At 63.1% G+C, this 13,043-nt stretch carries 12 protein-coding genes and 1 pseudogene; 5 read left to right on the plus strand and 8 right to left on the minus strand.

Going from position 1 to position 13,043, the window contains the following annotated elements:
* Positions 1–156: 156 nt before the first annotated feature.
* Positions 157–774: a L,D-transpeptidase gene (locus tag FJ492_RS04385; protein ID WP_027142903.1), complete on the plus strand. Its 618-nt coding sequence runs from the start codon at positions 157–159 to the stop codon at positions 772–774.
* 156 nt (positions 775–930) lie between these two features.
* Here FJ492_RS04385 and FJ492_RS04390 read toward each other — a convergent pair whose 3' ends face one another.
* The 3 genes from FJ492_RS04390 to trpS form a co-directional block, all read right to left on the minus strand.
* Positions 931–1,500 carry a NifU family protein gene (locus tag FJ492_RS04390; RefSeq protein ID WP_140509106.1) on the minus strand — a complete coding sequence of 190 codons (570 nt, stop codon included), beginning with the start codon at positions 1,498–1,500 and terminating at the stop codon, positions 931–933.
* Positions 1,501–1,646: 146 nt separating this feature from the next.
* Positions 1,647–2,138, minus strand: coding sequence for a universal stress protein (locus tag FJ492_RS04395; RefSeq protein WP_010913128.1), 492 nt, complete (start codon positions 2,136–2,138; stop codon positions 1,647–1,649).
* A gap of 118 nt (positions 2,139–2,256) precedes the next feature.
* Complete coding sequence (gene trpS / locus FJ492_RS04400) at positions 2,257–3,324, minus strand: tryptophan--tRNA ligase (RefSeq protein ID WP_140509108.1); 1,068 nt, start codon at positions 3,322–3,324, stop codon at positions 2,257–2,259.
* Between the two features lie 232 nt (positions 3,325–3,556).
* Between trpS and FJ492_RS04405 the strand changes: the two genes are divergently transcribed.
* On the plus strand, positions 3,557–3,802 hold the full coding sequence (locus FJ492_RS04405) for a type II toxin-antitoxin system VapB family antitoxin (RefSeq protein WP_140509110.1): 246 nt from the start codon (positions 3,557–3,559) through the stop codon (positions 3,800–3,802).
* A complete protein-coding gene (locus FJ492_RS04410) occupies positions 3,802–4,206 on the plus strand; it encodes a type II toxin-antitoxin system VapC family toxin (protein ID WP_140509111.1) in 405 nt (134 codons plus the stop codon). Before FJ492_RS04405 ends, FJ492_RS04410 begins: the two co-directional genes overlap by 1 nt.
* Here the strand turns inward: FJ492_RS04410 and murJ are convergent.
* The 5 genes and pseudogenes from murJ to FJ492_RS29545 form a co-directional block, all read right to left on the minus strand.
* Complete coding sequence (murJ, locus tag FJ492_RS04415; RefSeq protein WP_140716494.1) at positions 4,181–5,779, minus strand: murein biosynthesis integral membrane protein MurJ; 1,599 nt, start codon at positions 5,777–5,779, stop codon at positions 4,181–4,183. The genes FJ492_RS04410 and murJ overlap by 26 nt on opposite strands.
* A 46-nt stretch (positions 5,780–5,825) precedes the next feature.
* Positions 5,826–8,627: a [protein-PII] uridylyltransferase gene (locus tag FJ492_RS04420; protein ID WP_140768659.1), complete on the minus strand. Its 2,802-nt coding sequence runs from the start codon at positions 8,625–8,627 to the stop codon at positions 5,826–5,828.
* 89 nt (positions 8,628–8,716) lie between these two features.
* Positions 8,717–9,520: a glycosyltransferase family 25 protein gene (locus FJ492_RS04425; protein ID WP_140768661.1), complete on the minus strand. Its 804-nt coding sequence runs from the start codon at positions 9,518–9,520 to the stop codon at positions 8,717–8,719.
* Positions 9,521–9,533: 13 nt separating this feature from the next.
* Entirely contained in the window at positions 9,534–9,689 is a 156-nt protein-coding gene (locus FJ492_RS29540) for a glycosyltransferase family 25 protein (protein ID WP_348641902.1), read from the minus strand.
* A gap of 99 nt (positions 9,690–9,788) precedes the next feature.
* A pseudogene (locus FJ492_RS29545) lies at positions 9,789–9,856 on the minus strand (hypothetical protein); the annotation flags it as partial.
* Positions 9,857–10,055: 199 nt separating this feature from the next.
* Here FJ492_RS29545 and FJ492_RS04435 point away from each other — a divergent pair.
* Both FJ492_RS04435 and FJ492_RS04440 read left to right on the plus strand, forming a co-directional pair.
* On the plus strand, positions 10,056–12,563 hold the full coding sequence (locus FJ492_RS04435; RefSeq protein ID WP_140768663.1) for a heavy metal translocating P-type ATPase: 2,508 nt from the start codon (positions 10,056–10,058) through the stop codon (positions 12,561–12,563).
* Between the two features lie 43 nt (positions 12,564–12,606).
* A complete protein-coding gene (locus FJ492_RS04440) occupies positions 12,607–12,999 on the plus strand; it encodes a DUF305 domain-containing protein (protein WP_140509121.1) in 393 nt (130 codons plus the stop codon).
* Positions 13,000–13,043: the final 44 nt, after the last annotated feature.

The raw sequence follows: 13,043 nt of genomic DNA on the forward strand, positions 1-13,043 counted from the left end.
TGTTGCCGAAATGCCATAGTGATACGCATACCAGCATGTAAGTCCCCGCATATAGGCATCGTGTGCTTGGCAAGCAAAGCAAATGCCAGCATGAATGATGATGAGAAAGCGGCCGACTCGTGCCGCTCTGGTTTAGGCGGGGCACCGGATCACCACATGCGCATGAAGTCGCTTGCAATAATCGCCGCACTGGCGCTGTCCACCGCTATTGCCGGTTGCAGCACCATCGGCGGACAGATCTTCTCCAACGACTATGGCGCGGTGACCGATGCCGGTTACCAGCTGCCGCGGATCCCGATCGAGAAAGTGCCTTCGAAGTACCATCGCCAGGAAGTCAACTACGACACCAAGGAAAAGCCGGGCACCATCATCGTCGATACGCAGAACAAGTTCCTGTACTTCGTCGAGGGCGGCGGCCGGGCCATCCGCTACGGTATCGGCGTCGGCCGCGAAGGCTTTGAATGGCACGGCACCGCCCATATCGCCATCAAGCGCGAATGGCCGACCTGGACACCGCCCTCGCAGATGATCAAGCGCCAGCCCGAACTCGCCAAGTTCGCCGGCGGCATGGATCCGGGCCTGAAGAACCCGCTTGGCGCGCGCGCCATGTACCTGTTCAACAAGGGCGGTGACATGGGCTACCGCCTGCACGGCAGCCCCGAATGGAACTCGATCGGCAAGGCGATGTCGTCGGGCTGCATCCGGCTGATGAACCAGGATGTCATCGACCTCTACGATCGCGCCGAGGTCGGCGCCAAGGTCATCGTTCTTTAGGCCATGATGCCGGAAAGCCCCGCTTTTTCGGCACATCGTGGTTAAACTGGAAGTCGCCTTTCATACGCGGACCGTCTAGGCAACAACGGACGTCCCAAACAGAAAACCGGGCAATTCGGCCCGGTTTTTTGTTGTCTGTCGGCAGGGAACTGGCGGTTAGGAGACCTGTTCGACCTGCTGCACTTCCGGCACGAAATGGCGAAGCAGGTTCTGGATGCCGTGCTTCAGCGTCGCCGTCGACGACGGGCAACCGGCGCAGGCGCCTTTCATGTGCAGGAACACGGTGCCGTTCTCGAAGCCGCGGAAGGTGATGTCGCCGCCGTCCTGGGCGACCGCCGGGCGCACGCGCGTGTCGAGCAACTCCTTGATGGTGATGACGAGCTCCTCGTCGGCCTTGGCGTAGAATTCGCCCGTCTGGCTGGTCTCGGCGGCGGGGCCCGCCTTGGCCATGACAGGCGCGCCGGACATGAAGTGCTCCATGATGGCGCCGAGGATTGCCGGCTTCAGGTGCTGCCAGTCCGGGCCGTCCTTGGACACGGTGATGAAATCATAGCCGAAGAACACGCCGGTGACGCCGGGGATTTCGAACAGCCGGCCAGCCAGCGGCGAGGCCGTCGCCGCACTGTCGGCATCGCGGAAATCGGCGGTACCTTCGAGCAGCACTTCCTTGCCGGGCAGGAATTTCAGCGTCGCCGGATTGGGCGTCGACTCGGTCTGGATGAACATAGCCGTCTCCATGCCCGTTTTGGGCAACTAGTTTGGAATAGTTCTAAATAGGCTCTATCGGCTGGACATTCAAGCGAAACGCGTCGCCGGAACGGCTGGCTGGCGGAATGTTTTTGCTGGCTGGGGAACTGGATCCCGGGCGGGCCTTAGGCGAGGCTGTCGATCTCCTCATCCGACAGGTTCTGCGGCACCACGGTCACCGGGATCGGAAAGGCCGCACCCTTGCCGGCCACCGCACCGACCAGCGGTCCGGGACCTTCCTTGCCGGCGCCGGCCGCCAGCACCAGGATGGCGATATCCTGGTCTTCCTCGATCAGTTTATGGATCTCTTCCGTAGGCTTGCCTTCGCGCACGACCATCTCCGGTTCGATGCCGAGCTTCTGGCGCACCTTGTTGGCGTAGCCGTCGAGCGCCGCGCGCGCCGTGGCGTTCGCCTCCTCGCGCATGATCTTCTCGACGCCCAGCCAGTGCTGGAAATCGTCCGGTACGATGACATAGAGCAGCACCAGCGTGCCGCTGGTGCTCTGCGCCCGCTTCGAGGCGTAGGCGACGGCGCGTTCGCATTCCGGCGTGTCATCGATGATCGTCAGGAATTTCCTGCGATGACCGGCTTCGCGGCTGAGACGTTTGGAGACCATGTCTACCTACTTGGTAACTTTTCGGCCGCAATCTGCCACTACGGCAGGCCGGCGGCAAGCCGTCGGCCACAGGCCAGTATGTCTTGGCCGGTATGAGGCGGCGCGTTGACGATCGGGCTCAGCCCTGCAGCAGCCCGACAATGTCGCGCACCGTCTTCATTGTCGTCTCGGCAAGAACGCCGGCGCGTTCGCCGCCGTCCCTGAGCACGGCGTCGACATAGGCCCGGTCGCCCTGGATGCGGCGCATCTCGCCGGCGATCGGCGCCAGCTTCTCCACCGCGAGATCGGCCAGTGCCGGCTTGAAGACGGAGAATTGCTGGCCGCCGAATTGCTTCAGCACATCGGCCTTCGACATCTCAGCGAGACCCGCATAGATGCCGACCAGGTTCTCCGCCTCGGGCCGGCTTTCCAGCCCGTCGACCTCGCTCGGCAGGGCCTCCGGGTCGGTCTTGGCCTTGCGGATTTTTTTCGAGATGGTGTCAGCATCGTCGGTCAGGTTGATGCGCGACAGGTCCGATGGGTCGGACTTCGACATTTTCTTCGATCCGTCGCGCAGGCTCATGATGCGCGCCGCCGGCCCGCCGATGACCGGTTCGGTGATCGGGAAGAAGCCGTTCACCGTCTCCTCACCGACCTGCATCTCGACGCCGACGCCAAGACCGGCAATGCGGGCGGAGAAATCGTTGTTGAATTTCTGGGCGATGTCGCGGGTCAGTTCCAGGTGCTGCTTCTGGTCCTCGCCCACCGGCACGTGGGTGGCGCGGTAGAGCAGGATGTCGGCCGCCATCAGCGAGGGATAGGCGAGCAGGCCCAGCGAGGCATTCTCGCGGTCCTTGCCAGCCTTGTCCTTGAACTGCGTCATCTTGTTCATCCAGCCGATGCGCGCGACGCAATTGAAGATCCAGGCAAGCTCCGCATGCTGCATCACCCGCGACTGGTTGAAGACGATGTGCTTCTTCGGATCAATGCCGGAGGCGAGGAACGCCGCGGTGATCGACCGCGTCTGGTCGGCAAGATCGTCATAGACGAGCTGGGCGGTCAGCGAATGCAGGTCGACGACGCAATAGATGCAGTCGGACGTATCCTGCAGGGCGACGAATTTCTTGATGGCGCCGAGATAGTTGCCGAGATGCAGATTGCCGGTCGGCTGGACACCGGAGAAGACGAGTGGCTTGAAGGCGGACATGGTTTCCTCATGGCTTGTGGAGGGCCGTATAAGCGTGATTCCGAAAAGTTGCAGACTTTTCGGAGCCAATCACGCGGCTGGAAACCGCGCGCGGCGAAAGCCTTGCGACGGCGCGCTTATGGACGAGAGTGGGGAGAGGATCAAGAGGCGTGAGATCGCTCCGCGACCATGTTGATTTATTTTTGTAGTGTGATACGTATCAATAACTACACAAATGAATGTAGGTACTGCGATGACCATCAACATCAACAACAAGGAGGCGGACAGCTTGACGCGCGCCTTCGCCAAGGTCGAGGGAGTCGGCCTCACCGAGGCGATCGTCATCGCCATGCGCGAAGCCCTGGAGCGTCGGCGTAACCGAGAGACACCTCTTGAGACGGCTGCACGACTCCGTGCCGAATTCGGGATCGAGCTGAGCGAGCAGGCACGCAATCCGCTGCCGCGCTCGGTCTACGACGAATTGTCCGGCGAAGACTGATGTTCGTCGACGCAGCCGCTATCGTCGCGATGCTGAGCCAAGAGGCCGAAGCTCCACGCTGCTCGCAAGCGATCATGGAGGCGCCGGCTCCTTTCACGTCGGCGATCGCCGTCTGGGAAGCCTCGATGGCGCTTTCGCGATCAGAAAAATTGGCAGTCCCCGTCGAAGTAAGCCTGAGGATAGTCAGTCGTTTTCTTGAAGAGCGAGCTATAGCCTTGCGGGAGCTTCCGCCTGCCTCCGAGGCAACGTCATTGTCCATCGAGGCTGCGTCGCGGTTTCGCAACAACGCCATTCGCCTGAATTTGGCGGACTGTTTCCACTACGCTTGCGCGCGCTACTACGCCGTTTCGATACTTTCGACGGCAGACGAATTCCGGCTTACGGATCTGGAGACTGTTCCTTAGTCGCTGGCGATCCCCTGCGCCCGACATTGCGCCGGATCATACTGAAATCGGCACCGCCGGTGACGAACGCGGTGACGAAATAGAGCGTAGCTCCGCCCGCCACCAGCGCGAGTACCGTCGTCGCCTTGATGACCAGCGGCGAGCCGGGTCCGAGCCTGACGGCGAAATAATGCTCGGCGAAATAGAGGGCGACCCCCATTACCACCGCCGACAGCACCAGCCGCGGAATGCGCTTCAGGAGCGGCACGTCGCGGCCCCAATGGCCGCGCCGGATCAGCACGGCAAGCAGCATCAGCGCGTTGACCCAGCCGGCGACGGCCGAAGCCACGGCAATACCGGGTGCGCCCATCCTCGGGAACAGCGTCAGCGCCGTGGCGACGTTCACCGCCACGGAGATTGCGGCGAAGATCATCGGCGTGCGCGTGTCTTCGCGGGCGAAATAGCCTGGGGTGAAGGCCTTGATCAGCACGAAGGCCGGCAGGCCGAGACCGAAGATCGCCAGGATCGCCGCCACGACAGGCGTTGAATGGTTGGCGGCGAACGCGCCGCGCTCATAGACCAGCCGTACGATCGGTTCCGACATGACCCAGAGTGCCGCCGCCGCCGGCAAGGTCATGAACAGGGTGAATTCGACGGAGCGGTTCTGCAGATTGGCGGCCTCGATCAGGTTGCCTGACTTCAGCGCCCGCGACAGTTCGGGCAACAGCACGATCGCCACCGCGACGCCGACGACACCGAGCGGCAACTGGTAGACGCGGTCGGCATAGGCCAGCGAGGAGACGGCACTGTCCTGCGCCGAGGCGATGGCCGTTCCGATCAGCTGGTTGATTTGGGTAATGCCGCCGGTGATCGCCGCCGGCAGCGCCAGGATCAGGAGCCGCTTCACGTTCGGCGTCATCTTCGGCCGGCGGAAGCCGATCGAGATGCCGGCATTGCGCACCGCCACCCAGACGATGGCAAGCTGCACCACGCCCGCCGCCAGCACGCCCCAGGACAGGGCGAAGCCGACAGCATGTGCATCCAGTCCATGGTACCAGGCGTAGCCAAGCACGCTAATCAGGATGATGTTGAGGAAAGCCGGCGCGATCGCCGCCGCGAAATAGCGCCGCAGTGAGTTCAGCATGCCCGCCATCATGGCTGCGAGCGACATGCAGATCAGATACGGGAACATGATCGTCGCAAGCGTGACGGTCGTCTCGAACTTGCCCGGCGTGTCGGCAAAGCCCGGCGCCACCAGATAGCGCACGATCAGCGGCATCGCCAGTTCCATGGCAACGGTCAGCGCCAGGAGCGCGGTGAACAGGACACCGAACACCTCTTCCGAGAAACGCTTGGCGCCGTCGGTGCCGTGCGTCTCGATCTCCTTGGCGAACAGCGGCACGAAGGCGGCATTGAAAGCGCCCTCCGCGAACAGCCGGCGAAACGTGTTGGGAAACTGGAAGGCGGCGTTGAAGGCGTCCGCGACCGGTCCGGTGCCGAGTGCGGCTGCCATCAGCATCTCGCGGCCGAAACCGAGCGCACGGCTCATCAACGTGCCGGAAGCGACGGTAGCAAATTTCTTGACGAGACTCATGCGTTCGCAAACTACCTGTGGGACTGGGAGAAGGGGATGATGGCCGTCACTCGGCGGCTGCCTTGGACCTGCCGCCGCGTTCCGGCACGATGCCTTCGAGCGTCGCGATCAGCCGGTTGCGGATAGTGGCGATGCGGGCTGGGCTGTCGATCTTCTGGCCGGTGAGGTCGGTGACGTAGAAGGTGTCGATGACCTTCTCGCCGAAAGTGGTGATATGCGCCGAGGCAATGTCGAGCGACAGGTCGGACAGCGTCCCGGTGATCTCCGACAAAAGGCCAGGGCGGTCGAGCCCTTCGACCTCGATGACCGAAAACCGGTTCGACAGCGCGTTGCGGATTTCGGCGCGCGGCGGGATCTTGAACACCTTGGATCCGCGCCTTGGCTTGGTGCGTTTCTCGATCATCTCCGGCAGCCAGCTCTTGCCCGACAGCACGTCCTCGATCAGCCGGCCGACGCGCTCGGCGCGCCGGCGCTCGTCCTCGTCGCGATCGAACTCCCTCGATATCAGGATCGTGTCCAGAGCGCGGCCATCCGATGTCGTGAAGATCTGCGCGTCGACGATGTTGCCGCCGGCCCCGGCGCATGCCCCGGCAATGACCGAGAGAAGACGGGGATGGTCCTGCGCCAGCACGGTGATTTCGGTCACCGCCTCGAACTGATGGGTCTTGACCATGGTGGCGAGCTTATTGCCAGCCGCGTCCGTCTCGCGAATGAATTCGGCGTGGCGGAGCTGGTCCGGCAGGTCCACGGTCAGGAGATAGTTTTCATAATGCAGCCTGACATAGCGCTTGCGCGCCTTGTCGGGCCAGTCGGCGAGCGCCTCCGCCAGGCGTTCGCGCGCTGCCGCCGTGCGTTGGGCGCGCGAGACTTCCGAAAAGCCGCCGGTCAGCAGCAGTTCGGTCTCGTAGTAGAGCGTACGCAGCAACTGGCCCTTCCAGCCATTCCATACGCCCGGTCCGACGCCCCTGATGTCGCAGACGGTCAGGATCAACAGCATCTTCAGCCGCTCGACCGACTGCACGATCGAGGCGAAGTCCTCGATCGTCTTGCGGTCGTTGAGGTCGCGGGTCTGCGCCGTCATCGACATGACGAGGTGGTTCTCGACCAGCCAGGCGACGGTTTCCGTATCGGCCGGCGAAAGCCCCATATGCGGGCAGATCCGCCTCGCGATCCTGGCGCCGGCCTCGGAATGGTCTTCAGGCCTGCCCTTGGCGATATCGTGCAGCAGCACGGCGACATAGAGCGCCTCGCGGCTCTTCTTCAGGCCCGGCATCAGCGAATGCGACAGCGGATGCACCTTCTCGCCGTCGCCGCGCTCGATCTCGGCCAGCACGCCGATGCAGCGGATCAGGTGCTCGTCGATCGTGTAGTGGTGGTACATCGAGAACTGCATCATGGCGACGATCTTGCCGAAATCCGGGATCAGCCGGCCCAGCAGCCCCGCCTCGTTCATGCGCCGCAGGTTGAGTTCGGCGTTGCGGTCCGAGGTCAGTATGTCGAGGAACAGCCGGTTGGCTTCCTCGTCGCGCCTGAGCGACTTGTTGACCAGGCCGAGCGAACGAGTGAGCAGTTTCAGCGCATCGGGATGGAATTCCAGCCCGTGCTTGTCGGCGAACCAGAACAGCCTGAGAAGATTGACCGGGTCGCGCTCGAAGACGCCGTCGTCGGCGATGTTGATGCGATGGTTGTCGACGATGAAGTCGGACGTGCCGGCAAGCTTGCGCTTACGGCGCTGGAAGGTGAGGAAGATGCGGTTGAAGCCGGGAACGTGCTTGGCCTGCTCTTCCTCCAGCGCGGCGCAGAAGATGCGGGTCAGGTCGCCGACATCCTTGGCGACGAGGAAATAGTGCTTCATGAAGCGTTCGACAGCCGACAGGCCGGGATGGGTCGTATAGCCGAGCCGTTCGGCGATCTCGCGCTGGATGTCGAAATGCAGCCGCTCCTCGGCCTTCCCCATGAGGAAATGCATGTGGCAGCGCACCGCCCACAGGAAATCCTCGGCCTTCTGAAACTCACGATACTCGGCCTCGGTAAAGACGCCTTTCTCGACCAGTTCCTCGCCGGTGCGCACGCGGTAAAAATACTTGCCGATCCAGAACAGCGTCTGCAGATCGCGCAACCCACCCTTGCCGTCCTTGACGTTGGGTTCGACCAGATAGCGGCTTTCGCCGGCCTTGGCATGGCGCTCGTCGCGTTCGGCGAGCTTGGCCTGCACATATTCCGGGCCGGTCGTGCGCACCACCTCATGGTCGAAGCGCAGCATCAGCTCGTCATAGAGTTTGCGCTCGCCCCACAGGAAACGGGCTTCCAGGATCGAGGTGCGGATGGTGATGTCGGTGCGCGACAGCCTGAGGCACTCATCGATGTTGCGGGTGGCATGGCCGACCTTCAGCCCCATGTCCCACAGCATGTAGAGCATGTACTCGACTGTTTGTTCGCCCCACGGCGTCTGCTTGTAGGGCAGCAGGAACAGGAGGTCGATGTCGGATCCCGGCGCCAGCGTGCCGCGGCCATAGCCTCCGACGGCAACGACCGCCATGCGTTCGGCCGAGGACCGGTTCTTCACTCGGTATACATGCGTCGCGGCAAAGTCGTAGAGCGCACAGATCAGCTCGTCCATCAGGTGCGACAGCCGTTCGGCGCAAGCGTTGCCGCCGCCATCTTGCCTCAGCATGGCCTCGGCTGTCTTGCGGCCCTCGGCGAGGCGCCCCTTGAGAAGCTGAAGAACGGCAGCACGGATGGCCTGGCTGGAACCGTCGCCGGCACTGGCCGCGGTCAGCGCGGTCATCTCGCGGCGCAAAGCGTCTCCGTCGATCAATTCATCGAGCTTCAGGGAAATTTTCGCCATGGATACCGGTTGGCCCTGTCTTTTGGGCGGCGTCTATAGCGTGTTTTCGTGGCGCTGGGTATGGGCCTGCTGTCGATCCGGCAAACGCTCTAGTCGTTTGCCTCGACTGGAGCGAGCGGTACGACAATCTGCCGCCGCAGCCTGCAGAGATCGGTGATCTGCCGCGCTGCCCGCCGGGCCTCCCTGCGTATCCGCGCGAGAGCCGGCATCCTGTGTCCGCCGGCGAGCCCGCTTGCGACCCACTCGGCCTCCCGTCCCGGTTCAACCAGGCTCGGCAACCTGTTGCCCACGAACTGCTCCTGCGCACAGAGCGCCGGGACCAGCTGGTAGATCGTCTTGCCGCTTGACGTAGCGAACGCAGGGTCGAAGATGAGACTGTCCACCGCCACGTTGACGTCGGCGGTCGCCTCGAGAAGAGCACGTGCCATTTGCCGGGAGAGCAGGTAACCGCCAGTTCCGATGTGGTTCTTGCGGAGCCTGAACAGCGAAAAACCGCCGCCGACGGAAAACCTCTCCCTCTGGATCACGGTTGTGTGGAAGAATGTCTCGAGCTTGACGACATCGGCATCGGCCGGAATCCAGCTAGTATCGGCAAGCAGCGCACCGGCTTTCGCGGAAAACACCATGTCGTCCTCGAAGACGGCGCCATAGGGCGCGTCGTCTTGCGCGATAATGGTCCAGCAGGCGCGATGGCTGTGCAGGCATGCGATCTCGCTGCCGGACAGGCGCCGCACCGCATACAGTGGATGCTGGCGCTGCAGCATGAGCTCCGGATGGTCCCTTGCATCGATTGCGGCAACCCGCTCGAATCCGAGGCCGATGCGCGAAAACTCCGCCGTCGTATGGGCAAGCCGGTCGGGAGATCGATCGAGGTTGATGACCAGGCGCTTCATTCTTCAACAAAACTTATTTTTTCTTGGGATGGCAGGCAAGCAACGGACCGGCATTTGCTGAAAAAACCACGTCGTCCTCGAAGATGGCGCCGTAGGGGGCCTCTTCCTGCGCCAAGATCGCCCAGCAGAGGCGGTGGCTGTGCAGGCAAGCAATCTCGCTGCCCAACAAACCCCGGGGACATACATCGGAAGTTGCGGTTGCTGCCCGACTTCGGGGTGGCTGCGTGCACCGATCGCCGCAACGCGTTGGAACGCGGTGCCAATCCGGGCGAACTCTGCACTTATGTGAGCAAGTCGGTCCGGGGACCGATCGAGATTTATGACCAGGCACTTCATTGTCGACCGAAATCTAGCGGGCTGAATGGGATGCGGAGAATATTAGCAAGAAAAGTTTTAGCACGAGCTCGGCCTTTGTGCAGGGGGTCGATCGATTTCACGGGGCTTGAAATGCGGAAAACCAAAACGGCCCTTGACCTTCCAGTTACTGGAAGCACTACCTCGGGTTTTGAAGCAGTGACAATCAAGGCATTTTAGAATGACGCATTCAGATCACGATCATCACACGCACGGCTCGCATGGCGGCTGTTGCGCGCCGAAAGGCGCCGCCTCGGATGCGGCTCTGCGCGACCCGGTCTGCGGCATGACCGTGGATCCGGCCGCCGGCAAACCGACATTCGAGCATGGCGGCCGCCTCTATCATTTCTGCAGTGAGCGCTGCCGTTCGAAGTTTCAGGCCGAGCCGGAAAGCTACCTGACGGCGACCGACCCTGTCTGCGGCATGAGCGTCGACCGCGCGACGGCGAAACATTTTGTCCGCCATGAAGGCCAAGGCTTTTATTTCTGCTCCGCCGGCTGCAAGGCGAAGTTCGAGGCGGCGCCGCAAACCTATCTCGGCGGCAGGCCGGCACCGGCGCCGGTGCCCAAGGGCACGCAATACACCTGCCCGATGCATCCGCAGATCATCCGCGACAAGCCCGGCTCCTGCCCGATCTGCGGCATGGCGCTCGAGCCAACGGGCGTGCCAACCGGCGATGAAGGGCCAAATCCCGAACTGGTTGATTTCACCAGGCGGCTCTGGGTGAGCGCGGTGCTGTCGCTCCCGCTGCTGATCATCGCCATGGCGCCGATGGTAGGCCTGTCGCTGGAGGGCCTGGTCGAGGATCGCGCAAAGGTCTGGATCGAACTGGTCCTGGCGAGCCCGGTGGTGCTCTGGGCCGCCTTCCCGTTTTTCCATCGCGGCTGGGACTCGATCCTCAACCGCAGCCCCAACATGTGGACGCTGATTTCGCTCGGCGTCGGCGCCGCCTATCTCTACAGCGTCGCCGCCACGCTCTTCCCGGACATCTTTCCGCATCAGTTTCGCGGCCATGGCGGTGCGGTGCCGGTTTATTTCGAGGCAGCCGCAGTCATCGTGGCGCTGGTCTTCCTCGGCCAGGTGCTGGAACTGCGCGCCCGCGAAAAGACCGGATCGGCGATCCGAGCTCTGCTTGACCTCGCGCCGAAGACCGCACGGCGGATCGCCGAGGACGGTTCCGAGAGCGATGTGCCGCTGGACGACGTCAAGACCGGCGAGCGCCTGCGCATCCGTCCCGGCGATGCCGTCCCGGTCGACGGCACGGTGCTCGAAGGCCGCTCCTCCATCGATGAATCGATGATCACGGGCGAGCCCTTGCCGGTCGAGAAGGCCGAAGGCGACGCCTTGACCGGCGGCACGATCAACAAAAATGGCTCGCTGATCATGCGCGCCGAACGGATCGGCGCCGAGACCACGCTGTCGCGCATCGTCGAACTCGTCGCCAAGGCACAGCGCTCGCGCGCGCCGATCCAGGGCCTGGCCGACCGTGTTTCCTTCTACTTTGTCCCGGCCGTCGTCCTCGTCGCCATCGCCTCGTTCATCGCCTGGGCGGTCTTCGGCCCCGAGCCCAGCCTGATCTTCGCCATCGTCTCGGCGGTTTCGGTGCTGATCATCGCCTGTCCCTGTGCGCTGGGTCTCGCCACGCCGATGTCCATCATGACCGCCACCGGGCGCGGCGCGCATGCCGGCGTGCTGATCAAGGAAGCCGCCGCGCTTGAACGCTTCGCCGCTGTCGACACCTTGATCGTCGACAAGACCGGCACGCTGACCGAGGGCCGGCCGAAATTGACCGACGTCGTGGCTGCCAGTGGCTTTTCCGAGGACGAATTGCTGGTATACGCCGCGACCCTGGAAAAAGGCTCGGAGCACCCGCTGGCCGAGGCCATCGTCGACGGGGCGGGCCAGCGCGGCGTGAAGATCGCCGAGGCCGGCAGCTTCGAAGCGGTTACCGGCAAGGGCGTTTCCGGCACGGTATGGGGCAAGAGGGTCGCGCTCGGCAATACCGTGATGATGGCCGATCTCGCCATCGACGTTTCCGCAATCCTGGCCAGCGTGGAAGCGTTGCAGGGCGATGGCAAGACGGCGATGTTCGTCGCTGTCGACGGCAAGCTGGCCGGCATCGTCGCCGTCGCCGATCCGGTCAAGGCGACCACGACCGAGGCGATCAAGGCGCTGCATGACAGCGGGCTGAGGATCATCATGGCGACCGGCGACAATGAGCGCACCGCCAAGGCGATCGCTGGACGTCTCGGCATCGACGAGGTTCGGGCAGGTCTGTTGCCGGAACAGAAGGCGGCGCTCGTCGACGAACTGCGCGGCAGGGGTGCCGGCGTTGCCATGGCCGGCGACGGCGTCAACGACGCGCCGGCGCTTGCCGCCGCCGATGTCGGGATCGCCATGGGAACGGGCGCCGATGTCGCGGTCGAGAGTGCCGGCATCACTTTGGTCAAGGGCGACCTGAACGGCATCGTCCGCGCCCGTACACTGGCCCAGGCGACCATCGGTAACATTCGGCAGAACCTGTTCTTCGCCTTCCTCTACAATGTGCTCGGCGTGCCGGTCGCCGCCGGCGTGCTCTATCCGCTCACCGGCACGCTTTTGTCGCCGATGCTGGCGGCGGCGGCGATGAGCCTGTCCTCCGTCTCGGTGATCGCAAACGCATTGCGGCTCAGAACATTGAAACTCTGAGATCAACTCCCAGATACCAAACCCAACCAACAGGAGACCATGAATGACCTTGGCTAAAAAACTCGTGCTGCTGCTGATGGCCGCCGGAATGCTGCTTGCCGTCTTCCTCGAAAGCGTGCCGGCGCAGAGCGAAGAGATGAAGCACGACATGGGCGCCATGGCCATGGGGGCGGAAGGCCCTTCGACGGCGGGCTACAAGGCGGCTATGGAAAAGATGCATACCGGCATGATGGCCTCGCAATATACCGGCAATGCCGATGTCGATTTTGTCCGCGGCATGATTCCGCATCATCAGGGCGCGATCGACATGGCCAAGGTCGAGCTGGCCAACGGCAAGGATCCGGAAATCCGCAAGCTCGCCGAAGGCGTCATCGCCGCGCAGGAAGCCGAAATCAAGCAGATGCAGGACTGGCTCGCCGCCCATCCGGTGAAGTAAGCTTCCGGCATCGCCAAGCAGGGCCCGGCGAGAACTCCTTCCGG

Source organism: Mesorhizobium sp. B2-5-4 (assembly GCF_006441095.1).
Taxonomy (GTDB): domain Bacteria; phylum Pseudomonadota; class Alphaproteobacteria; order Rhizobiales; family Rhizobiaceae; genus Mesorhizobium; species Mesorhizobium salmacidum.

Excerpts from the sequence above, each read along its gene's own strand:
- FJ492_RS04440 (WP_140509121.1), top strand. The coding sequence starts at position 12,607 with ATGACCTTGGCTAAAAAACTCGTGCTGCTGCTGATGGCCGCCGGAATG.
- trpS (WP_140509108.1), bottom strand. The coding sequence starts at position 3,324 with ATGTCCGCCTTCAAGCCACTCGTCTTCTCCGGTGTCCAGCCGACCGGC.
- FJ492_RS04405 (WP_140509110.1), top strand. The coding sequence starts at position 3,557 with ATGACCATCAACATCAACAACAAGGAGGCGGACAGCTTGACGCGCGCC.
- FJ492_RS04435 (WP_140768663.1), top strand. The coding sequence starts at position 10,056 with ATGACGCATTCAGATCACGATCATCACACGCACGGCTCGCATGGCGGC.
- murJ (WP_140716494.1), bottom strand. The coding sequence starts at position 5,779 with ATGAGTCTCGTCAAGAAATTTGCTACCGTCGCTTCCGGCACGTTGATG.
- FJ492_RS04390 (WP_140509106.1), bottom strand. The coding sequence starts at position 1,500 with ATGTTCATCCAGACCGAGTCGACGCCCAATCCGGCGACGCTGAAATTC.
- FJ492_RS04385 (WP_027142903.1), top strand. The coding sequence starts at position 157 with ATGCGCATGAAGTCGCTTGCAATAATCGCCGCACTGGCGCTGTCCACC.
- FJ492_RS04410 (WP_140509111.1), top strand. The coding sequence starts at position 3,802 with ATGTTCGTCGACGCAGCCGCTATCGTCGCGATGCTGAGCCAAGAGGCC.
- FJ492_RS04420 (WP_140768659.1), bottom strand. The coding sequence starts at position 8,627 with ATGGCGAAAATTTCCCTGAAGCTCGATGAATTGATCGACGGAGACGCT.
- FJ492_RS04425 (WP_140768661.1), bottom strand. The coding sequence starts at position 9,520 with ATGAAGCGCCTGGTCATCAACCTCGATCGATCTCCCGACCGGCTTGCC.
- FJ492_RS04395 (WP_010913128.1), bottom strand. The coding sequence starts at position 2,138 with ATGGTCTCCAAACGTCTCAGCCGCGAAGCCGGTCATCGCAGGAAATTC.